Here is a 21,047-nt window from a genome sequence, read left to right on the forward strand (position 1 = left end):
AGGCAAGCCGTTGCGTGAATCGGCAACATCATTCAACCAAGAGTGTGGGGCGCCAATCGACTGCCCCAATAAAATCTGGCAACCTCTCGCGGATCCGGATTTTGTGTCGCAAGTGCGGAACTTCGCTCAGGCGCGTATCGCTCCAGAAGCGGATCGCATTGATCGAGAGGACGTGTATCCACTCGAAATCATCCGTGACTTCGCGAAGGCGGGCCTCACGCGCACAGTTGTCCCGACTGAATATGGCGGTAAGGGCGATTTTCGACTGACTGCCGCATTGTTTGAAGAAATCGCCTACGCGAGTTGCGCGGCCGCAATCTCGTTGGTTACGATCTTCCAAGCGATGACGATGATCCGGCTATTTGCCTCTCAAAGCCTCAAAGATCGCTACATACCAGAAATCGCGAACGGGCTCGCCTGCTCCTATTCGCTTACCGAGACGAGCCACGGTAGCGATATCCGCAGCCTTGATACAAAGGCTGTACGCGCGGGTGACGAGTGGATCCTCACCGGCGAGAAAAGCTTCATCACCTCTGGCGACAAAGCTGAATTCTTCGTGATGCTCGCCGAGACGCCGGTAGGGGTCTCCGCGTTCGCAATCCCCTATCCTCTGCCGGGTCTCGAAAAGTATGTTGGCGAACACAGTTCGACGTTTGGCATGCGCAACGGTCCGCACGTCAATATGCGCCTGAAGGAGGTGCGGCTTCCCGCCGATCATCTGATCGGCATTGAAGGTAAAGGCGTGCGCCAGGCTGCGACCACGCTCAACTATTCGCGCAATTGCGCTGCGGCGGTCAGCATTGGTATCGCTCGCTCAGCGTTTGACGGTGCGCTCGCGCGCGCGCGGGGGCGTATCGCCTTCGACAACACGATTCTGAATCTGCAAGGCATCCAGTGGTACTTTGCTGAAATGCTAGCAGATATCGATGCGTCGCGGCTGCTCGTCTATCGAGCGGCGCAGGCGCTCAACGATGACAACGACATCGATCGCTATTCGAGCGTCGCCAAATTAAAAGCCGGGCGTGTGGCTACTGAAACCTGCCTCACCGCAATGCAGATCTGCGGGGCGTGGGGCACTTCGGATAATACACCCTTTGGTCGATATCTGCGTGACGCTAAAACCTACGAAATCGGCGGAGGATCTGCCGAAATTCTTAAAAATACGATCGCTAAATACATCATCCGGGGATAAATGCGAATGAGTGAGGCCCCTTGGTCGATCGTCGATCTGCTCGCAGCTCATGCTGACCGCGAGTTTCTGGTGACCGACGACGACAGTTACAGTTTTGCGGAGATCGGCGATTGCGCTAGGCGCTTCTCGACGCAACTGCGCGATCACGGGATCATGCCGGGCGACCATGTTGCGATCCTGGCCGGCAATCACGCGGCGTTCTTGATCGCCTGGTTCGGGATTGTGATGACCGGTGCCGTCGCAGCGACGCTGAATAATCAGCTTCTATCGGATGGGTTACGTTATACCGTTTCTCAATCGGCGGCGAAGCTAATTGTCGCCGATCAAGCCTGGGTTGACTACGCCCACCATCATTTGAGCTCCGAGCAACAGACACTGCCACTCGTCCTCATGGCGGATGAGCGCTCATTCGTCAAATCGCTTGAAGCTTTTGCGCCCGCGGATCCGGTCCATATCCGTCGCGGCGATACGATGACGATCCTGTACACGTCGGGAACTACTGGCCTGCCCAAGGGTGTGATGAACAGCCATGCCGCCTATGCGGCAAGCGGAGCGCAAGCCGCGAAGCTGTTGGGACTGACGCCGGATGACCGCATTATGGTCTGCCTCCCCATGTTCCACGTCAATCCACAGATGATGGGTGTGATGAGCGCATTGACTTCCGGCGCGTGCATGATCTTACGGCCACGCTTTTCGGCATCAACTTTCTTTGCCGACGCAAAGGCATTTTCGGCGACCGGGTGCACCTATGTCGGTACTATTCTGGCTATGTTGGTCAATCGGTATCCTGACGAACAACGGGACCATTCCTTACGCTTCTGTTTTGGGGGCGGTGCCCCGCGCGAGGTTTGGCGTGCGGTCGAGGATCGATTCGGCATTCGCGTTCACGAATGTTACGGGATGACCGAGATTGGGGGCTGGACATCTTCCAACACTATCGAAGCGCCCCGCTTCGGTTCGACCGGCTTCGTGCGCGACGACATCGAGGTCCGGATCGTCGATGAGGGCGACGATCCCGTGCCTCCTGGTACACGAGGCGAAATCGTGGCTCGTCCCCGCGCCAATGACGTCATCTTAAAGGGCTATTGGGAGAAATCAGACAAGTTCGTTGAAAGCTTGCGCAATCTCTGGTTCCACTCTGGGGACTTGGGCTCTCTGGATGAAGACGGCTACCTTTACTATCATGGCCGGCTGAAAGAATTGATCCGTCGCGGTGGCGAAATGGTCTCGCCAATCGAGGTGGAAACCAAACTTATGACGATGCCAGGGGTGCTGGATTGCGCCGTCGTCGGCGTCCCGGATCCTGTCATGGATGAGGAAATCAAGGCCGTTATTGTCTCCTCTGACGAGACATTTGATCCGACGGCCGTGCGGCAATTCCTCAAAGAGCATTTTCCTTCTTACATGCTGCCGCGCTACGTCGAGCTCATCGACGTCATTCCAAAAACGGAAACGCAGAAGGTTCGACGCAACCTGCTACAGAATATTGGCGAAGCAGTAGTGGATCTTCGCGCATGAAGGTTGGCAGCTCTACTCCGCAAGTTTGCCTTTCGCCTTTTGAGCCGCGAGCACCACAGTGTGTTCGAGTTCCTAGAGGCGCGTGGGATACCCACACTCACGTCATCGGCGCTCCGCCAAAGTACCCGTGGGTGTCGCCGCGGAATTACGACCCGCCGAGTGCAAGCAGCGAGGCTTATATAGCCCATCTAGATGCTCTTGGCATCGGCTATGGCGTGCTGGTGCAGATCAGCGTACACGGGACTGACAACCGCGCTCTTGTTGAGGCGCTTACCGCCTACCCTGACCGGCTGCGCGGCATAGCTGTTGTAGCTCCGACGGTATCCGGCGAGGAGTTGGACACGCTAAACGCGGCGGGCGTACGGGGCGTACGCATCGTGACACTTGTTGCCGGTGGCGTCGGCTTGGAAGCAGTGCGCCCGCTTGCCGAGCGGATCGCGCCGCTCAATTGGCATTTGCAGATCGCTACCGATGGCGCAACGTTGGCCACGATCGAACCGATGCTCAAGACGCTTCCCGTCCCGGTCGTGCTTGATCATTTTGGCGGTTGCGCTCCTGCAGGGGGCGTGGAGGGAACTGAATTCCGCGCCCTTCGACGACTGGTCGACGGAGGAGCCTTCGTAAAGCTGTCGGGGGCATATCGACTAACTGAGCCGCCTTGGGACGCGATAGTGCCGCTAGCTCGACAGCTAATTGCCACAGCGCCGGACCAGCTCGTGTGGGCCAGCGATTGGCCTCATGTCGCAATTACCGATTGCAGACAAATGCCACGCACTGAAGCCACGCTTGATGTCTTGCAACAATGGACTGACGACGGAGAAATCCAGCGCCGTATCTTGGTCGAAAACCCGATCAAGCTGTACGGCCTTCCAGGCTAGGTTCGGCGATGAATGAGTTGCTAAGCTAACAAATTCTTTATTTGCGGAATGAATCACAGGATCGGGCGCCAGTGGAACACGAGTTCAGTGGCGCGGATTCGCTCGTATATTCTTGTCTGCGGGAGACATCGAAGATGCTAAGCAACAGCGCGAAGCCGGTTTGGGATATCGTTCAATCTCTCGAGGCTGGCTTTCACAAACTCAGTGATGACATCTGGGATCATCCAGAACTCAACTACCAAGAATTTTACGCCGCGAACGCTCACAGGGCTCAGCTCGACGCACACGGATTTCGTGTCACGGAAGGTCTAAGCGGCATTCCAACCGCTCTTATGGGCGAAGCCGGCGAAGGCGGGCCGGTCATTGCTATTTTGGGGGAGTTTGATGCGCTCCCGGGTCTAAGTCAGGAAGCTGGGCTTTCTGTTCAGCAGCCTATAGCTCTGGGCGCATCAGGTCATGGCTGTGGGCATCATCTATTAGGTTCCGCCTCGCTTCTGGCAGCTGTTGCCGTTAAACAGTGGCTCGTCGAAAACAAACTTCAAGGACGGGTTCGATATTATGGTTGCCCGGCTGAAGAAGGCGGTTCCTCGAAAAGCTTTTTGGTCCGTGATGGAGCGTTCGAGGATGTCGACGTCGCGATCAGCTGGCATCCCGCCGGATTTATGGGCGTATACAACCCCGTATCATTGGCATGCGTGGAACTGGAGTTCACATTCCACGGTCTCGCTTCTCATGCGTCGGCTGCACCTCACCTTGGTCGCAGCGCTTTAGACGCGGTCGAGTTAATGAATGTGGGCGTCAATTATATGCGAGAGCATATGCCGACCTCTGCTCGCGTACATTATGCGATGATCGATGGTGGTGGCATTTCTCCGAATGTTGTTCAGCCTCGAGCCGTGGTTCGGCACTTGGTGAGGGCTCGGACTCTTGGCGAAATGTGGGAATTGGTTGCACGCGTCAAAAAGATCGCGGACGGCGCAGCATTGATGACTGAAACTTCCGTCGAAGTAAATCAACTCTCGGGGGAGGCCAACATAGTTGCCAATGCAGTGCTAGAAAATGCGATGCAAGAAAACTTGCTTCAGCTTGGTGGCCCGGGCTTCGACGACGCTGATCGGCAGTTTGCAAAGCAGATTCAAAGCAGCTTGTCTATCGATGATATCAGAGCGGCGTATATTCGCTTCGGATTCCCCTCTAGCGACGAGTCACTATCGGAGCAAGTTGCCCCGCTCTATGGGGCCTCGACAGACGGGATCGGGTCAACCGACGTCGGAACAGTCAGCTGGGTCGTCCCTACAGTCCAATGTCGAGTTAGCTGTTACGCAGCGGGCACCCCGTATCATTCCTGGCAACTGGTCGCTCAGGGGAAGGCGCCAGCCGCCCACAAGGGATTGACGCAGGCCGCAAAGGCCATGGCTGGGCTCGCCTCCGATCTTATCAAGCAGCCAGCTTTGCTTACCGCGGCCAAGGCTGAGTTCGCTCAGTTCAGAGAGAATCACTCATTCATAAATCCGGTTGGTCCTGAGGCAAAGCCAGCCCTCCGCATGTCAATGAAATAGGTGTTGCTATCACGCAGATTGCGATTAGGCATCGGCTCCGGCCGCTGCCTCTCTGAGATGCTGAAGGCGGCCACTTTTCCTCTCAAGAGATTCGCCTGCATCAGGCTTCGCGTATCGTCGCGTGCATCTCTGGCCGCCAGTATTAATAGCTCGCAATCCTTTTGCGCGAGCTACGCGCCGACGAAGACACTGCGCAGAAGACCTGCACAAGTTTCTCCTGTAGAGCCGATTCAATCGCAAAAAAGCTGTATTGCCGATCGGAATGTACTATGTTAGCGGCATGACAAACGCCACTATGAAATCCTTGGGCATCCTCCGCTTGGACCGGTTCTTGCCGCCGGGTACAGTCGCGGCCGATCCGCCCGACGGCTCAATCCTCAACCCATCAACCTTTGATTTTCCCACGATTTTCGAAGTCGTGGAGGGGGCGGGTGTGGAGCGGGTTGTTAAAGGCGACGTTGCTTTAGAGCCGGCCTTCATTGCTGCGGCCAAAAGAGTAATTGATAGGGGTGCGGTAGTTATCGCTACAACGTGCGGCTTTGCTATTAGGCATCAAAGAGCAATATCGCAGGCTGTCTCCGTTCCTGTCGTAACTTCAAGTCTACTTCTGCTGCCCCTATTGCTTCGACAGCTTCCGCCGAAAGCTAAGATTGCTGTCCTAACCTACGACTCAAGGCACTGCAGCGAAGATTTGTTTGATCTCGAAAAACGGGAAGATCGTGGCCGAATTGTAGTCGGTGGCATCGAAGGTGGCAAGTTTTGGCACGACGAGCTGAAGTCGCCTCCTCCTCCGGTTGACGTTCAATCGATCGAAGCCGACGTTGCTGCTTGCATACAGCGGTTGCGGAGCTCCAAGCCGGAAATCGCTTTGATCTTGTTCGAATGTGCCGCGTTTCCGTCCGTCTCAGCCTCGATCCGCCGTCTGACCAGGCTGCCACTCTATGACATTACCGACCTGTGCCGTATGAGCATGGCCGCTGTCAGACAAGGCTGATCACTATCTTTGCGGCGGCCTCGCTCTTCGGGGTACCGGGGCATCGACGACCCCGCTGGACCACTTTGTCCTGCTAGGTGTCGAGCAAGCAAACTTGCCCTCTGACGCACATTTGATGACGGCAGAGCTGATCACGCGGCGCCCAGCCATCGCGCTTCGAGAAGGTATAGCTTTGCGAGCCCATGACGAGTTTGAGTTTTATAATCTGTGCTTCGACCTAACCGTTTGACCAAGGCTGCGTGATCGCAGCGCGCACGGCAACGGCGATTGCGATAGCGGGCGAACGATCAGCTCGTGGGGTCGTCCGGCCGTCGTACAACCCGAAGCAAACGTATCGTTGCTGACCGGCAGCATCAGCCGCCTGGCAAAGTTCGCTGCTGGGCCGCCGCCGAGTGCCCGCCCAGATGATGGATGATGCATTCTAGCCGTGCCGTCCAGCGCGACCGGTTCGGGAGAACATCGTCTCCGAACCGTTCAGCAATAATTCGTCGCCGACAACAGGGCACCTCGCAAACGAACCGCCGCGCGATCATGCGGAGGCGTACCGTACGCATACGACGAAGACCGCCTGATTGATGCATGCGCGCGGGCACGGCGAGTTCTATGATGGCGACGCGTGAAGGTCAGGCGGCTTGCTGATCGGTGGAGTTACGGGCTTGGCGCAGCAGCTTCCATTCCCAGGGTAGCAGCTCGTGCAGACGCGATGCGGAAAGATCGGCGATGCGGGCAAGGATGTCGGCGAGCCAGGCTTTGGGGTCGACGTCGTTCAGGCGACAGGTCGTGATCATTGTCAGCATGATGGCGGCGCGGTCGGCGCCGCGCAGGCTGCCGGCGAAGGTCCAGTTGCGCCTGCCCAACGCGATGCCGCGTAACGCTCTTTCAGCGGCGTTGTTGCTGAGGCAGATCCTGCCATCGTCGAGGAAGCGGGCGAAGTCGTCCCAGCGCCTGAGCATGTAGTTTATGGGCTTCAGAACCTCGGAGGAGCGCTATAGGGTTTCCCGCTCACAGAGCAGCCAGGCGTGCATGTCGTCGAGAAGCGGCTTGCTCTGCTCCTGGCGTACGGCACGCCGCTCGTCGGCTCTGCGGCCGTTGATGGCGCGCTCGATCTCGAACAGGGCGTCCAGACGCCTGACCGCCTCCAGCGCGATCGGGGAGACCCGTTTGCCTTTCTGTCCGTCCCGGGCAGTTTTCTCGATGTCGGCCAGCTCGAAGAAGCCCCGCCGCGCATGGGCCAGGCAAAATGCCGGCGTGATCGGCATCGCTTTCTTTTGCGGGTCGAAGAGCGGCTCGAAGCCGCTATAGCAATCCGCCTGCAGGATGCCGGCGAAGACGGATGCTTCTGGGGATGCTCACCCCGTCGGTCGCTCGAGGCGTAGTAGACCGCCGCCGGCGGCGCAGGCCCACCGTAGGGCCGGTCGTCGCGCACATAGGTCCAGATCCGGCCGGTCGTGCACTTGCCCTTGGCCAGGATGCGGATGGTGGTGTCGTCGCCATGAAGGCGCTCGGCCGCGAGCACGTGACGCTCGATCAGCTGGAAGAGCGGCATGACGGCGAAGGTTCCGTGGCCGACCTGGTCGGCCAGCGTCGACAGCGGCAGGTCGATCCTCTCGGCCTTAAAGCGCACACTCTGGCGGTTGAGCGGGATATGCATGCCGAACTTGTCGAACAGGATCGTCGCCAGCAATTGCGGACCGATGAAGCCGCGCGGCGTGGCATGGAATGGTGCCGGCGGCTGGCTGATCTTCTCGCAATCGCGGCAGGTGAACTTTTCCCGCACCGTCTCGATCAGCTTGAACCGGCGCGGGATCTCCTCCAGCGTCTCGATCACATCCTCGCCCAGCTTCGCCAGTCGCGATCCTCCGCAGCAGGCGCAGTTCGTTGGCGCCTCAATGACGACGCGCTCGCGTTCGATGTCATCCGGCCAGGGCTTGCGCACCGGCCGCTTACGCGTGAAGGCGCGCACGCTCTGGGTTTTCGCCGCGGCGGTACGTGCGGCAAGCTCATCCTCGCTCGCCGTGGTGATGAGTTCTTCGAGCTCCAATTCCAATTGCTCGAACAGCCGCGCCGTGCGCTCGGAGCGCTGCCCGCATAGTTCGCGCTTGAGCTTCTCGATCCGAAGCTCAAGATGCACGATCAGCGCCTCGTTGGCCGACAGCTCCGCCCGCGCACTGGCAGCTACCGCCTCGGCTTGCAGCCGCGCCTCACGCTCGACCTGCAGCGCCGCCAGGGCACTCACGAGGTCCGATGGAACGTCGTCCGGCTTCGATGTCATAAAGCCATTGAATCAGATCACGTTGCAGATTCAAACCGTAAAGCGGCTATCCGACCCGCGTTGGTCGCAGCGTTTCTTGAGGGTTGCGCCAATCGATTCCGGACAACACGTAGTTCATCTGCGCCGGTGAGATCGTCACTGCTTCGCCCGCAACCGATGGCCAGATGAACCTTCCTCTCTCGAGTCTCTTGGTAAACAGGCATGCTCCTTGGCCATCGTGCCAGATCACCTTCACAAGATCGCTTCGGCGAACGCGGAACACGAACAGATGACCGCTGAGCGGGTCCTTGCGCAGCACCTCCTGCACCTGGAGTGCCAACGACGGAAAGCCTCGGCGCATGTCCGTGTAGCCTGTCGCGAGCCAGACTCGCGCGCCCGTCGGAACCGGGATCATCGGCGTACCAAAGCATCGAGAACGCGACGTAGCGCGTCTCCATCAACGTCGCCATCGACCCGGATGCGGTGCCCGCTACCAAGATCAATCTCGATGATGCCCTGGCTCTTCCGTCGACGCGCCGTCGTCGTCAATGGCGCTTCGGCTACCTCCCGCGGCGGCACAGACGGCCAATCTCGACCGGCACGAACGGCGCTATACTCGTTTCACCGTGCTTGCAAAGCTCCTTGCGCCACCTGAACAGCTGGCTCACATGAAGCCCGGCCATGCGTGCCACCTCGGAAACATTGGCTCCGGGCTCGAGCGATGCCGCAACAAGCCGTTCCTTCTCATCCTGCGACCACCGGCGCCGCCGCTCGACCGACGTGATAACCTCTGCCCGCGAAAACATCATAGCGCTTCTCCTAGGATTACTCCTAGGATCTGCAGCCCTCGCGTCCCTCAAGCAAGGCGGCCTTTGGCGGAGGGATACGGCGTACCTGCTTGCCCGCACAGAGTAAATCTGCGGCTTGTTTGTCCTATCGGCTATGGACTCGGCGCGATTTCGTCCCGTACAACGGGGCACTCGACCATTCCGAATTTGGATCGGACGGCTAAATTAATCGAATCAGATGAATCACTTACGCTCTCGATAACTAGCCCATCCGGCACAAGCGATGAATTCGAATACCGGCTCGCATGGCGCTGACTTCTCGTGGAGCCAAAAATCATCACATGTGGCCCAATGTTGCCCCTCGATTAGCTGAGGCGGTTAGGAGGCGGCCCGGCGAAGCGGGCTGGGATTGCTCAGCCCGGAAACCATCGTGCCCTTGATGATCCAGGCCTTCCGGCCATCGCCAGCTGATCTGCCCGCTCCTGCCGGCGAACGCGGTGTCCCACCGCCACCACTCTCTGGGACACGATCGCATGCAACGATCGGACGAACAAGAAAGGCGCCTGAATCGTTTTGTCAGCATGAGCTGATCAATCGAAATGCATTTCGCCTGCAACACGGTTTCCTGGCTTCTACGAAGTGATCCTGAGTAGGAGAATCGGGCTCTGCTTACATAGTTGTTTACCAGGGCTCGTGTCGTTCGATCCAAATGGAGAAGCCCTGGTGTCCTTTTAAAATAAAAGGGGGCTAAGAGCCCCCTCCTAATCATATTTTTAGCCTCGAAGAACTTTATTCATGCGCTCCATCAGCTCGCCGCGCTGTTTCATGAGCGTAGCCCAGTCAACCTTTCGCTTCATTGCGACCCGCTCTGGTGAATTCAGCAGAATTTGAGATGCCAAATCGCCGAGAGCCACGTCGGTCGTCGGCCCGTACCGGTAGGCAGTAGGAAGTGTAATCTGGCCTTGGTCTGAAAGGGCCTGCTGAATATAAGCTAATGCGGCCTCGCGATTGCGGCCACCTTTCACAACGTTAACGTACGAAAATACCGAGTAGATCCCCTTTGTTGGAACGACAGTCTGTATGGGCACGCCAGACGTGCGGAGCTCGTGGGCGCGTCCGTCCCAGAAGATGCCCGCCTGCGCTTCGCCTTGGCTGAAAAGCTGAAGTTGAGCAACGGTGCTGTTCGGGGTTGCCATCACATTATCCTTGGCTTCCGCCAGGATTTTGAAGGCAGGCTCCATATTGGTAACGGATCCGCCATTTTCTTCGGCAAGCGCAAGAAGCATCAACGGCGCCGAACTGATACCGGTGCCAAGGATCGCGACTTTGCCCTTCAGATCCGGACGCGCGATATCGGAATAGGCTGTAAGGGGCGTGCTGATCGTCTTCGAATTGAAAACCGGAACCTGAGATGCGACCGAGAACGGGGTGCCGTAATCGCCGAATTCGCGGTATCCGGGGAGAATTCGCGAAACATTTGGCACGTCGGCCGTAGTTATAGGCTCTAGAACGTCAGCGGCAATGAGCTCCGGCATCAGGTTGCTGTCAATCATAAATAGATCCAGGTGCGGATTGCCCTTATTTGACATAAGCTTCACAGCCTCTCCCGGCCCGGACGCGGCAATGTACTCCACTTTTAAGCCGGTCTTCTCTTCGAGCGGCTTGGCAACTCCTTCCATGAGCGCCTTGTCATAGTTGCCACCAAAGCCATTTATCCTGAGAGTCACTCCTGCAAATCGCTTCTGCTGGGCGTGAACAACAGGCGCCGTAATAAATGGCAAAGCTGTAACTGCCGCGGATGTTTTGAGAAAGTCACGTCGTTTCATAGTACTCCTCCAGCGTGGATTGGCTCGTCCAACGAGCCGCTTAACAAAGGATCTGCTGATTGTTGGATGCGTTTCTGCCAGCATGATGCCTATACTTGATTTGGCACGACGCGAACGCCGCCCGGATCGATAGCGATCTTAATCGTATCCCCCCGCTGCGGCTTCATGCCGACCGGGAAACGCGCGTCCATCAGAAGTTGGTCATATCCAATCGAAAGTTGCAGACGACTGACGTGACCATGATAGTCGCTTGCTTCGACGCGAGCGTGATGCGCTTGAAGTGTCGCGAGCTCATCCGCTCGGCGAACGAATTCCGGACGGACGACAACTGTGGCGGGGCCAGGATTCGCCTTCGTTGGAAGTCGCAATCCGCCGTTGGAGGTAAAAAGACCGCTTCCGTCGATATTGCCTTCAAGCAGTGCGCACGTTCCAATGAATTGCGCCACGAAGCGTGATGCAGGCGCATCGTAGACCTCTTCTGGACTCCCGATCTGTTCGACGAGACCCTGGTTCATCACCACTATGCGATCGGCGAGTGTTAGCGCCTCTTCCTGATCGTGAGTCACGAAAAGCGTCGTCATGTTCAAGGACTTGATTAGCCCGTGTAGGTCCTCGCGAAGTCGAACGCGTAGTTGCGCATCTAGGTTGGAGAAAGGCTCGTCGAGTAGAAGCACCTTAGGCTGAAGCGCCAACGCTCTCGCAAGCGCGACGCGCTGCTGCTGACCGCCTGAGAGCGCCCTCGGGTAGCGGTCGGAGAGGTGCTGCAGTTCGACCCGCCGGAGGATATCTTGGATGCGCTCACGACGTTCGGCCTTCCTCATTCCGATGTTTACGAGGCCGTATTCCACGTTCTTGGCCACTGTCATGTGCGGAAACAAGGCGTAGTTTTGAAACACGATACCAATATCGCGTCGGTAAGCTGGGAGCTTTGTAACGTCCTGGCCCTCGATTGAGATATCGCCGCCCGTGGGATCAATGAAGCCTGCCAGCATGCGCAGGGTGGTTGTCTTGCCGCAGCCCGAAGGCCCTAGAAGGCAAACCAGCTCTCCTTTGCGAATGTCCAAGGAGATTGCGGCGACAGCCTTTACCCCACCATACGTCTTCTGGATGTTTTTGAAAGAAACGACGACGTTTTGCGCTTGCATTGTCAGATTACCGGTTTCGATCCTGAGAGCCTATCAGCCAGGAAGATGGTGAGCACCGTTACGAAAATCACGATAGAAGAAACGGCAGCAACGAGGGGGTCATAATTTTGCTCGACATACGTGAGAACGTGTACGGGAAGCGTAATCTTATCTTCGTAACTTAAGAATATGGATAGTGTTACGTTCCCGAAGGAGGTGACAAAGGCGAAGACCATTGCCGAGATTATACCTGGAAGCAGAAGCGGAATGGTGATCGTGCGTATGACGGTTGTAGGCGTCGCTCGCAGGCTCATTGCGGCTTGCTCAAGATTGCGGTCGAATAGAACCATGCTCGCGGTCAGCGTCCGAACGACATATGGAAGCGTAATCACGATGTGTCCGAGCAGAAGTCCGGCAAACGTTTGGTTCAAGCCTATCCATACGAAGAACTGGATCAGGCCAAGGCCGAGGACGACCGTTGGAATGAGGAGAGGGGAGAGTAGGAAGCTCTGAATCAAATCCCGCCCGCGGAAGGCGTGGCGATCTAGCGCAAACGTCGCGGCCAAACCAATGACGAGTGAGCACACCGTCGCTAGAGCTGCCAGCTTCAGGCTCAAGCCGAGCGCATTCATGAACAGCGAGCTTTCCCATGCGGCGATGTACCAGCGCAGCGAGATGCCGGGCGGAGGAAAGGTCAGCGTTGTGCCTGGTGTCAAGGAGGTGGCCACAACGATTATGGCCGGCAGGAGCAGCATCGCATACACCAGCCAGCGTACCAAAGCGCCGATGACGCTGAGCAATCGATCATGGAGATCAACGGACATGGAGACCTCGCGCAAGCGGGCGAACAATCAAGGCGCTGACTGTCGCCAAGATCCCAAGGCCGACCGCGAGTAGGATGAATGACATCGCTGCTCCGAACGGCCAGTTGAAGGTGATCAGGACCTCGTCATAGACCAACCCGCCGATCATATGAGTCCTTGGTCCTCCGATGAGCCGCGGGGTCACAAACGCCGAAGCCGTCATGACAAAAATAAGGGTGAAGCCCGAAATAATACCGGGAGCAGCGAGTGGTATCACGATCTTGGCAAACGTCTTCAGCCGCCGCGCTCTAAGACTCGTGGAAGCTTGTTCAAGAACAGGATCGATCTGAAGCACCACGTTCATGACCGAAAGTATCATGAAGGGCAGGAACTGCTGTACCAGAACCACGAGGACAGCAGAACGGTTGAAAAGAAGCTGCTTCGGCGTATTGGTGAGGCCCAGACCGATCAGAATGTTGTTGGCTAAACCCTGTCTACCAAGCAGGACGAGCCATCCGAAAACAACGACGACTAGACTCAATGTTAGCGGCACGATGATCAATATCATGCGAACGCGTCTTTTCGCCGGCGGCAACCTCGCTAGCGAATATCCGACGGGAAAACCCAAGAGAAGGCATCCAACAGAAGTAATAATAGCATAAACGACGGTCTCCATTAAAACGGATAGATAGAAGCTGTCGGCAAAAAACTTATAATACTGATTTAGCGAGAAACCCGATGATCCTATCGCAGTAGTCCCGGGATAAAAGCTGGCCCGGAATACCGAAGCCATGGGCAGGACTAAGAATACGACCAGCAGCAACATTGCTGGCGCGATGAGAATGATGAAATTTATTCTGTCGTACCGTGGGTCTGCCGTCTGCGACATACTATATCCTTCGCTGATAGGTTCGAAGCTGGCGATGCGAGATCCAGCTGCCGCTAAACGGACATCTCGAGCGGCGGCTTTGCGTCAGCTCCGACGGGATCTCTGAACGTAGCGTCCTGGCGAAACCGAACGAACGCCTCCTTTGCTGCGGAGAGGAGTTCCGGCATAGCAAATAGGTCGCTGGCCACGCCGGCTATAGGCTCAGGGGCGCGGGTCATCCCCTTGTGGGCCCCCGGCGCTCTTCCCTGCGCCAAGAGCTGCCAAAAGTGGTAGGGAATGCCCACTGCGTAAGAGGCGGTACGACATTGCACGGTCGAGACGACCCAGCTGACGGATCCCACATCCGTCGATCCGATCCCATCCGTCGACGATGCATAGAGCGGCTCGATCTGTTCCGAAAGCGCATGTTTATTGCTCGGGAGGCCGAAGCGTACGCAAGTTGCCTCGATGTCGTCGAGCGCGAAGCTCTGCCGTATCTGCTTTGCAAATTCTCGATCCGAATCATCGAAACCAGATCCCCCCAATTCGAGCATGTTGTCCTGCATGGCCAGCAGCGCGTTCGCAACCAGATTGGTCTCGCTGGAGACCTGTGGTTTCCTGTCATCAGCGCTGCGCCGTCGGCAATTTTCTTCACGTGATCAATCCCCATATCTCTCCCAAGCTACACCAAGTGCCGAACGACGCTGCGTGGCTGAACGACATTCGGGGAAATTCCGCCACCATCAATGAGCGCATAATGAACCCGCGCGAAACTAGGCATATGTTCCCGCATATAGTTAACGCAAACGTTCATCAGCTCGACCGCATCGAATGCGCTTCGTCCAAGATGTGGGGCGGCGGAGGCGTGCGAGGCGCGTCCACGGAAGGTGAACTTTAACTCGACGCAAGCCAACGACACGGGGTTGCAGACTCCTGTAAATGCCGCGGGATGCCAGCTGATAGCCACGTCGACGTTGTCGAATGCTCCGTCGCGAACGAGGAAGCTTTTCGACGACCCTCCCTCCTCGGCAGGGCATCCATAGTATCGGATTCGTCCAGGTAAACCGGTTTCTGCCAGCCAATTCTTGACTGCAATTGTGGCCAAGAGCGACGCTGCACCCAACAAATGATGTCCGCAGCCATGACCAGAGGCGCCATGAGCCTCCAAACGCGCCTTGTAGTTAGGCTCGGGGGGCTCACTCAGCTCGTGAAAGCCCGCCTTGGGCGCTTCTATGGTGTTCCAAACAGGCTTGGTACTGCTTCTCAGCATCATAGAGACCTTGGGCAAATTCGCGGGTAGAGTTTCCGCCGCACTGGCCAAACGGTCTGCTGCCACTTTTCATAGCGACGGCCTCCTTTCAGTAAAAGGCCACGCCGAGAGTATCGTGGTTTGATCGCCGTCCCTGTGAGCTTATTTTGCTCTACAATACTGGCCGCATCGCGGCTAAGGACTGCGTATCTTGCGATAATCGTGATGTAATTCGGCATTTGAGTTACTTTTGGCGCGGAATTTCTGCATCTAGAATTCCGATCAACTGCAGTTTGTCGCCGCGGTGACGGAGAAGTATGATGTGGAGGGCGACTGTCGCACGGGGCAACAAGAAGCGCGGCGTTGGCGTCGGCAATGAATAGTTAGCCCCACAAGGACGGCAGCACGCCAATCAGCGCACCCCGAGCATTTCCAGCGCGAACATGTGGTGATCGATCCGTTCGCGGCTTGCGAGTGCGGCGGCAGCAACCGCCCGCGAAAGCTCGGCGTGGACGTGACGCGGACGCTGGAAACGGCGCGCGCCTGGAAGGGCGTCGAGACGGTGCGGGAGAAGTTCTCCTGGCGTGACTGCGAGAAGATCAGCCAGACGCCGGCGCCGTTCCATGCGATCGCATGAGGATGCGCCGGCCCAAGCCCTCTAGCCATGATCATGTTCGACAAGTTCGGCCAACATCAGCCGCTGAAACCGCTGGGCCGAGCCGCGGGCTCTGTCTCCCTCCGGTGTGGGCCGTCTTGTTGGGTTAGGTCTATTGCGCTGTAACAGTCCTTATGGACGGCCATAAGCGCAGTACTCATATCGAACGGTTAGAGGTTGTCGAGACGGGCCGGCGGCGGCGCTGGTCTGATGACGAGAAGCTTCGGATCGTGTTGGAGAGTTTGGAGGCGCCGCGAGCGATCTCATCGACGGCGAGGCGCCACGGGATATCGCGCTCGTTGTTGATGACGTGGCGGCGTTCGTTCCGCCCTGAACCAGTTGGCCCTGACGTAAAACACACTGGCTTCGTGCGAGCGATGGTTGTTGCTGCCGAGACAGTGGCAGCTGAACCCGACCCGCCGGCGAGCGGGCACATGGTAATCGAAATCGGGAAGGACCGCCGTGTGATCGTCGATGCCGGCGTTGACGCGGTCGCCCTGGAGCGGGTGCTTCGGGTCCTGGAGCGTCGATGATTCCGGTTGCTGCAGGCGTGCGGATCTGGATCGCCACCGGTCACACCGACATGAGGAAAGGTATGAATGGCCTGGCATTGCTGGTGCAGGAAGGCCTTGGCCGCGATCCGTTTGCGGGCGACGTGTTTGTGTTCCGCGGTCGCGCGGGTTCATTAATTAAAGCCCTGTGGCATGACGGGATCGGCTTATCGCTGTACGCCAAGCGGCTGGACCGCGGTCGCTTCGTGTGGCCGACGACGGTGGACGGCGTGGTGGCGCTGAGCGCGGCCCAGATGAGCTACTTGCTTGAAGCGATCGACTGGAGAAATCCGCAACATACCTGGCGGCCGCAGAGCGCCGGATAGACAAAAAAATGCTCTGAGCAGCAGAAGAAATCCGCCGCAAATCGCTGCTTTTGTGATTCCATCGGCGTCATGGAAGGTCGCCTTGAACCTCTATCAGACGACGTCAAAGCGCTGAAAGCGGCCTTGATTGTCGATCGCGCGGAGGCTGCCGCCGCCCGGGCTCAACAATCCGATGACCAGGCGCTGATCGCCCATCTGAAGCTGCAGATCGAGAAGCTGAACCGTGATCGCTATGGCCCGCACTCGGAGCGCACCGCGCGGCTTTTGGATCAGCTCGAGTTGACGCTGGAGGAACTGGAGAGCTCGGCGACCGAGGACGAACTTGCCGCCGAAATGGCGGCGGCCAAAACCACAAAGGTGGCGTCGTTCACGCGCAAGCGGCCGTCCCGCAAGCCGTTCCCGGATCATCTGCCCCGCGAACGCGTGATCATACCAGGACCTGTGGCTTGCGCCTGCTGTAGCGGCGCACGGCTCTCCAGGCTGGGCGAGGACATTACCGAGACGCTGGAGGTGATCCCGAAATCCTGGAAAGTGATCCAGCACGTTCGGGAGAAGTTCACTTGCCGGGACTGCGAGAAGATCAGCCAGGCGCCGGCACCGTTCCACGTGATCGCCAGGGGGCTGGGCTGGGTCCAGCCTGCTGGCGATGGTGCTGTTCGAAAAGTTCGGCCAGCACCAGCCACTGAACCGGCAGGCCGAACGCTATGCCAAGGAGGGCGTGCCGATCAGTTTGTCGACCCTGGCCGACCAGGTCGGCGGCTGCACGGCTGTGCTGACGCCTTTGTTCAAGCGCCTCGAGGCCTACGTCCTGAGTGCGGGGCGATTGCATGGCGACGACACCACGGTGCCGGTTCTGGCCAAGGGCAAGACCGACACCGGCCGGATCTGGGTCTATGTACGCGACGACAAGCCGTTTGGCGGGCCCGCCCCGCCGGGGGCGGTGTTCTATTACTCGCGCGATCGTGCCGGCAAGCATCCCCAGGCTCACTTGGCCAACTACACCGGGATCTTCCAGGCTGATGCCTATGACGGCTATCGCAAGCTCTATGAGCCGGGCCGCGCGCCTGGCAAAATCCTGGAGGCCGCCTGTTGGGTCCATGCCCGGCGTCCGTTCTTCGTGATGGCGGATCTGGCCGAGAACGCCCGTCGGAAGGCGCAAGGCAACAAGCCGGCAGTGATCTCGCCCTTGGCGCTAGAGGCGGTCCGCCGGATCGATGAGTTGTTCGAGATCGAGAGGGCGATCAACGGCGAAACGCCCGAAAGGCGCAGGGCCGTTCGACAGGAGCTCAGCGCGCCGCTGGTCGCCAATCTGGAGGCCTGGATGCGCGAGCAGCGCGCAAAACTCTCGCGCGGCAACGATGTCGCCAAGGCCATGGACTACATGCTCAAGCGCTGGGCCGCGTTCACGCGCTTCCTCGGCGATGGCCGCATCTGCCTCTCCAACAACGCCGCCGGGCGCGGCGTGCGCGGTATCGCCCTGGGGAGAAAATCCTGGTTGTTCTGCGGCTCTGATCGTGGCGGCGAGCGGGCCGCGGTGATGTACAGCCTGATCGTCACGGCCAAGATGAACAATATCGATCCGCAAGCCTGGCTCGCCGACGTTCTGGCGCGCATTGCCGAGCACCCGGTTCACCGGCTCGACGAACTGCTTCCGTGGAATTGGCGCGACCGAAACAAGCAAGTCGATCAGGCAGCCTGAGTGACCGCTACGCGGCCTTCACCGGATGCTTACAGTGCTCTCGAAGGCGTCCCGAATGCACTGTCGACCATGGTGAATGCTGTGGGATCGGTCGTGATCCCGTGCTTCGTATGGTCGAAGCCCATCTCATGGTGGCCGAGCGCGTTCATGTGCTGCAGAAGCACACAGAAAGGACGATTGAGATCATTAAGAATCGGCGTGACTACGCTGGTAGCGATGACGGCAGGCCCCTCAGGATCGACTTTCAGGAGTAGGTCTCAAATCATTTCAAGCGGCTTCGCTTAAGAGGCGCGGGCGACGACCTGCGTTGAGGGCGCGTGAATCGGATGCAGGCGCTGCCGCGGAACTGCAGGAATCAGTCACTCCGATGGAAAAGGAGAAGCACAACCGGAGAAGGCCGCGAGGCGAGTTTACCGACGCGGAGCACTGGGACGGACCGATCCGTATTAGCGACGAAAGCTCGTAGTGGGGCCGGATAGAAGGGATCGGATCGTGGGCTGGTCATCGTCGCAAACTGACAACAGGAGGACGACGGTGAACTACCCGCAAACCGTTCAACATCGACAAGAGTGAAGTGTGCGAAGCAATATCTGCAGGTGCGATCCAATGGTGGCGCGGCCGGCGTCGACGGAATGACAATTGAGTAGTTCGAGTCGGACTAAGAGAAATCTCTACAAGATTTGGAATCGAATGAGCTCAGGCGCTTATTTCTCACCGCCTAATAGTGGGGGCCAAAGGATCCTCGGGGGTGCCCCACTTGTGGCAGACCGAGTGGCAAAGATGGTTGTCAAACAACTGATTGAGCCGGCTCTCGATGTAATCTTAGCCAGGAGGTCCGGAAGATGAGCGCGCCGGATCGCCGAGGATTGCTTCAGCGCGATCATGAGAGTCTATCGATCCGCCGGCAATGCCAACTGCGGAGAGTTGCGCGATCGAGCGTATATCGGCCGCCGCGGCCGGCCAATGACAACGACCTTGAGCTGATGCGACGGATCGACCAGCTGTTCACGGCCTGGCCGTTGCTGGGCCCGCGACGGACGACGGCGATTCTCAATGGCGAAGGCTGTCGCAATCAATCGCAAACGCGTGCAGCGGTTGATGCGCAAGATGGGCATCGCGGCGCTGGGACCAAAGCCAGAACCAAAAAGCCGGCGCCGGACACAAGATCTTCCCGTATCTCCTGCGCCACATGGTGATCGACCGGCCAAATCAAATGTGGGCGGCCGATATCACCTATGTGCCCGTCGGCCAGGGCTTTCTATATCTGGTGGCGATCGAGCCGTGCGGTGCTAGCCTGGTGCCTGTCGAACACGATGGAGACATCGTTCTGTGTGTCTGCGCTCGAAGAGGCCTTGGCGCGGTTCGGCCGGCCTGGGATCTTCAATACCAGGGCAGCCAGTTCACCAGCGCCGCCTTCAGCGGCACGCTGGCGGCCACTGGCGTCAGGATCTCGATGGCCGGTGGCGGCCGCTGGATGGAGAACGTGTTCATCGAGCGGCTGTGGCGCTCGCTCAAACACGAGGACATCTATCTCAAGGATTATTCGGATGGCCACGAGGCCAAAGCCGAAATCGCCCGAGGGATCGCGTTTTACAATTTCCAGCGCCCCCATCAGGAGTTGGAAAACCGCGCGCCGATGGCGGTCTGGCGGACCGGCCGTCACCGGCACATTCAGCGAAGAGGCAGTGGATATGACGCAGCCCGTTCCGCCGCAAGCTCGTCCTCGGTGGCGTCGGCTTGAAGCTCCTCGAACGTTAGCGCCAACTGGTCGATCAACCGCGACGAACGCTCCGAGCGCTGTCCGTAGATCTGACGCTCGAGCTTGGCGATCCTAAGCTGCTGCTGCGCGATCAGCGCGCTATCTTCCGAGGCTTTTGCGCGGGCGACCGCGAGTTCTGCCGCGATCTCCAGGGCCTTCGCACGCTCGAGCGCCAACGCCTCTTTCAAGGCAGCAATGTCATCCGGTATCGCTTCGCGCTCAGCATCCATGCGACGCAGTGAATCACAGATTGGATACGTTGTGATTCCCCAAAATGGCCGGCACCCCGCAAATTTCTTTGCTCAGCCCGCGCTCTCTGGCCGCCACGTTAGTTGAGGGTTCCTCCAGTCGATTCCTTCCAGCATATAGGCCATCTGCGCGGCCGAAATCGACACCGCGCCGGCCGACGCTGAGGGCCAGATGAACTTGCCGCGGTCCAGGCGTTTTGGCGTAGAGCGACATGCCCAACCCATCGTGCCAGAGGATCTTGACCAGATCGCCGCGACGACCCCGGAAGATATAGAGATCGCCGGCATGAGGATCGCGCTTCAAGCTCTCCTGAACCGCAAGAGCCAGGCTGTGCATCCCACGGCGCATGTCGGTGTGGCCAGTGGCGATCCAAACCCTGACGCCGCTCGGGATCGGGATCATCGCCGCCTCAGGAGCTCAAGGAGCCGCTGCAGCGCCTCGGTGTCCACGTCACGGTCAACGCGCACCCGACAGCCGCCAAGTTCGATCTCGATTATTCCGGCCCTTGCGCGCTGCGCAGGAGGCGAAGATGACGGCAGCGGTGCGCACGCCGATGTCGGAGCCGGCGTGGATGTGATCTCGACGGGAACAAGAGCCGGCATAGCCTCGCCGCCTAGACGGCCCTGGCGCGCCTGCCGACGCCAGGTGAACAGCAGGCTCTGAGCCATTCCATGCCGGCGCGCAACGCCGCACACAGTCTCGCCAGCTTGCAAGGTCTCCTCAACCAGACGAACCTTTTCGTCGTAATTCTATCGGCG

18 protein-coding genes and 5 pseudogenes are annotated in these 21,047 nt (G+C 58.5%); 10 read left to right on the plus strand and 13 right to left on the minus strand.

Going from position 1 to position 21,047, the window contains the following annotated elements; all coding sequences use genetic code 11:
• The first annotated feature begins 10 nt into the window (after positions 1-10).
• The 5 genes from YUA_RS0132375 (at position 11) to YUA_RS51295 (ending at position 6,141) form a co-directional block, all read left to right on the plus strand.
• The gene (locus YUA_RS0132375) at positions 11-1,192 is read left to right on the plus strand and encodes an acyl-CoA dehydrogenase family protein (protein ID WP_245285312.1); all 1,182 of its coding nucleotides are present in this window, start codon (positions 11-13) and stop codon (positions 1,190-1,192) included.
• A 6-nt stretch (positions 1,193-1,198) separates the two neighbouring features.
• Entirely contained in the window at positions 1,199-2,710 is a 1,512-nt protein-coding gene (locus YUA_RS0132380; protein ID WP_035972387.1) for a class I adenylate-forming enzyme family protein, read from the plus strand.
• The gene (locus YUA_RS0132385; RefSeq protein ID WP_027534412.1) at positions 2,707-3,588 is read left to right on the plus strand and encodes an amidohydrolase; all 882 of its coding nucleotides are present in this window, start codon (positions 2,707-2,709) and stop codon (positions 3,586-3,588) included. The genes YUA_RS0132380 and YUA_RS0132385 overlap by 4 nt, the downstream gene beginning before the upstream one ends.
• A gap of 134 nt (positions 3,589-3,722) precedes the next feature.
• Complete coding sequence (locus YUA_RS0132390; protein ID WP_027534413.1) at positions 3,723-5,147, plus strand: M20 family metallopeptidase; 1,425 nt, start codon at positions 3,723-3,725, stop codon at positions 5,145-5,147.
• Between the two features lie 280 nt (positions 5,148-5,427).
• Positions 5,428-6,141, plus strand: coding sequence for a hypothetical protein (locus YUA_RS51295; protein WP_027534414.1), 714 nt, complete (start codon positions 5,428-5,430; stop codon positions 6,139-6,141).
• 308 nt (positions 6,142-6,449) lie between these two features.
• On the opposite strand, the pseudogene YUA_RS52025 reads toward YUA_RS51295, so the two are convergent.
• The 9 genes and pseudogenes from YUA_RS52025 to YUA_RS52030 all read right to left on the minus strand — a co-directional run.
• Positions 6,450-6,692 (minus strand): annotated as a pseudogene (locus YUA_RS52025) (ISL3 family transposase); the annotation flags it as partial.
• Positions 6,693-6,764: 72 nt separating this feature from the next.
• Positions 6,765-8,413: pseudogene (locus YUA_RS45725) on the minus strand (IS66 family transposase).
• A 46-nt stretch (positions 8,414-8,459) separates the two neighbouring features.
• Complete coding sequence (tnpB, locus tag YUA_RS0132405; protein WP_027534415.1) at positions 8,460-8,807, minus strand: IS66 family insertion sequence element accessory protein TnpB; 348 nt, start codon at positions 8,805-8,807, stop codon at positions 8,460-8,462.
• Between the two features lie 145 nt (positions 8,808-8,952).
• Complete coding sequence (locus tag YUA_RS49040) at positions 8,953-9,201, minus strand: transposase (RefSeq protein ID WP_084293011.1); 249 nt, start codon at positions 9,199-9,201, stop codon at positions 8,953-8,955.
• 752 nt (positions 9,202-9,953) lie between these two features.
• Positions 9,954-11,006 (minus strand): extracellular solute-binding protein, encoded by a 1,053-nt coding sequence (locus tag YUA_RS0132415; protein ID WP_198029545.1) that lies wholly within the window; start codon positions 11,004-11,006, stop codon positions 9,954-9,956.
• Between the two features lie 89 nt (positions 11,007-11,095).
• Positions 11,096-12,151, minus strand: coding sequence for an ABC transporter ATP-binding protein (locus tag YUA_RS0132420; RefSeq protein WP_051383491.1), 1,056 nt, complete (start codon positions 12,149-12,151; stop codon positions 11,096-11,098).
• Between the two features lie 2 nt (positions 12,152-12,153).
• Positions 12,154-12,954 carry an ABC transporter permease gene (locus YUA_RS0132425; protein WP_051383492.1) on the minus strand — a complete coding sequence of 267 codons (801 nt, stop codon included), beginning with the start codon at positions 12,952-12,954 and terminating at the stop codon, positions 12,154-12,156.
• On the minus strand, positions 12,944-13,822 hold the full coding sequence (locus YUA_RS0132430; RefSeq protein ID WP_051383493.1) for an ABC transporter permease: 879 nt from the start codon (positions 13,820-13,822) through the stop codon (positions 12,944-12,946). Before YUA_RS0132430 ends, YUA_RS0132425 begins: the two co-directional genes overlap by 11 nt.
• Positions 13,823-13,875: 53 nt before the next feature.
• A complete protein-coding gene (locus tag YUA_RS52030; RefSeq protein WP_027534420.1) occupies positions 13,876-14,367 on the minus strand; it encodes a hypothetical protein in 492 nt (163 codons plus the stop codon).
• A gap of 1,101 nt (positions 14,368-15,468) precedes the next feature.
• Between YUA_RS52030 and YUA_RS49050 the strand changes: the two are divergent.
• The 5 genes and pseudogenes from YUA_RS49050 to YUA_RS52415 form a co-directional block, all read left to right on the plus strand.
• A pseudogene (locus YUA_RS49050) lies at positions 15,469-15,753 on the plus strand (IS66 family transposase); the annotation flags it as partial.
• An 86-nt stretch (positions 15,754-15,839) separates the two neighbouring features.
• Entirely contained in the window at positions 15,840-16,238 is a 399-nt protein-coding gene (locus YUA_RS0132445) for a transposase (protein ID WP_027534422.1), read from the plus strand.
• Positions 16,235-16,582: an IS66 family insertion sequence element accessory protein TnpB gene (gene tnpB, locus YUA_RS0132450; protein ID WP_027534423.1), complete on the plus strand. Its 348-nt coding sequence runs from the start codon at positions 16,235-16,237 to the stop codon at positions 16,580-16,582. The genes YUA_RS0132445 and tnpB (YUA_RS0132450) overlap by 4 nt, the downstream gene beginning before the upstream one ends.
• Positions 16,583-16,651: 69 nt before the next feature.
• Positions 16,652-18,281 (plus strand): IS66 family transposase gene (locus YUA_RS45745; RefSeq protein WP_371259925.1). Its coding sequence is split into 2 segments (ribosomal slippage): positions 16,652-17,191 and positions 17,193-18,281, totalling 1,629 coding nucleotides; the frame shifts between segments, so codons are not numbered across the junction.
• Between the two features lie 1,213 nt (positions 18,282-19,494).
• Positions 19,495-20,022, plus strand: coding sequence for an integrase core domain-containing protein (locus tag YUA_RS52415; protein WP_084293013.1), 528 nt, complete (start codon positions 19,495-19,497; stop codon positions 20,020-20,022).
• On the opposite strand, the pseudogene YUA_RS0132470 reads toward YUA_RS52415, so the two are convergent.
• The 4 genes and pseudogenes from YUA_RS0132470 to YUA_RS52795 all read right to left on the minus strand — a co-directional run.
• Positions 19,974-20,270, minus strand: a pseudogene (locus tag YUA_RS0132470) (IS66 family transposase); the annotation flags it as partial. The gene YUA_RS52415 and the pseudogene YUA_RS0132470 overlap by 49 nt on opposite strands.
• 72 nt (positions 20,271-20,342) lie before the next feature.
• Positions 20,343-20,576 (minus strand): IS66 family insertion sequence element accessory protein TnpB, encoded by a 234-nt coding sequence (gene tnpB / locus YUA_RS52040; protein WP_371259926.1) that lies wholly within the window; start codon positions 20,574-20,576, stop codon positions 20,343-20,345.
• Positions 20,542-20,691: pseudogene (gene tnpB, locus YUA_RS52790) on the minus strand (IS66 family insertion sequence element accessory protein TnpB); the annotation flags it as partial. The pseudogene tnpB (YUA_RS52790) and the gene tnpB (YUA_RS52040), both read right to left, overlap by 35 nt.
• A complete protein-coding gene (locus YUA_RS52795; RefSeq protein ID WP_371259927.1) occupies positions 20,688-20,984 on the minus strand; it encodes a transposase in 297 nt (98 codons plus the stop codon). The gene YUA_RS52795 and the pseudogene tnpB (YUA_RS52790), both read right to left, overlap by 4 nt.
• Positions 20,985-21,047: the final 63 nt, after the last annotated feature.

The sequence above is a fragment of the Bradyrhizobium sp. WSM3983 genome, from assembly GCF_000473045.1.
In the GTDB taxonomy this organism is placed as follows: domain Bacteria; phylum Pseudomonadota; class Alphaproteobacteria; order Rhizobiales; family Xanthobacteraceae; genus Bradyrhizobium.

What these genes read in the sequence shown, in the direction of transcription:
- YUA_RS0132390 (WP_027534413.1), top strand. Translation starts at nt 3,723, where the DNA reads ATGCTAAGCAACAGCGCGAAGCCGGTTTGGGATATCGTTCAATCTCTC.
- YUA_RS52030 (WP_027534420.1), bottom strand. Translation starts at nt 14,367, where the DNA reads ATGCAGGACAACATGCTCGAATTGGGGGGATCTGGTTTCGATGATTCG.
- YUA_RS0132385 (WP_027534412.1), top strand. Translation starts at nt 2,707, where the DNA reads ATGAAGGTTGGCAGCTCTACTCCGCAAGTTTGCCTTTCGCCTTTTGAG.
- YUA_RS52415 (WP_084293013.1), top strand. Translation starts at nt 19,495, where the DNA reads ATGTGGGCGGCCGATATCACCTATGTGCCCGTCGGCCAGGGCTTTCTA.
- YUA_RS0132430 (WP_051383493.1), bottom strand. Translation starts at nt 13,822, where the DNA reads ATGTCGCAGACGGCAGACCCACGGTACGACAGAATAAATTTCATCATT.
- YUA_RS0132425 (WP_051383492.1), bottom strand. Translation starts at nt 12,954, where the DNA reads ATGTCCGTTGATCTCCATGATCGATTGCTCAGCGTCATCGGCGCTTTG.
- YUA_RS51295 (WP_027534414.1), top strand. Translation starts at nt 5,428, where the DNA reads ATGACAAACGCCACTATGAAATCCTTGGGCATCCTCCGCTTGGACCGG.
- YUA_RS0132420 (WP_051383491.1), bottom strand. Translation starts at nt 12,151, where the DNA reads ATGCAAGCGCAAAACGTCGTCGTTTCTTTCAAAAACATCCAGAAGACG.
- tnpB (WP_371259926.1), bottom strand. Translation starts at nt 20,576, where the DNA reads ATGCCGGCGATCTCTATATCTTCCGGGGTCGTCGCGGCGATCTGGTCA.
- tnpB (WP_027534423.1), top strand. Translation starts at nt 16,235, where the DNA reads ATGATTCCGGTTGCTGCAGGCGTGCGGATCTGGATCGCCACCGGTCAC.
- YUA_RS0132445 (WP_027534422.1), top strand. Translation starts at nt 15,840, where the DNA reads ATGGACGGCCATAAGCGCAGTACTCATATCGAACGGTTAGAGGTTGTC.
- YUA_RS49040 (WP_084293011.1), bottom strand. Translation starts at nt 9,201, where the DNA reads ATGATGTTTTCGCGGGCAGAGGTTATCACGTCGGTCGAGCGGCGGCGC.
- tnpB (WP_027534415.1), bottom strand. Translation starts at nt 8,807, where the DNA reads ATGATCCCGGTTCCGACGGGCGCGCGAGTCTGGCTCGCGACAGGCTAC.
- YUA_RS0132415 (WP_198029545.1), bottom strand. Translation starts at nt 11,006, where the DNA reads ATGAAACGACGTGACTTTCTCAAAACATCCGCGGCAGTTACAGCTTTG.
- YUA_RS0132380 (WP_035972387.1), top strand. Translation starts at nt 1,199, where the DNA reads ATGAGTGAGGCCCCTTGGTCGATCGTCGATCTGCTCGCAGCTCATGCT.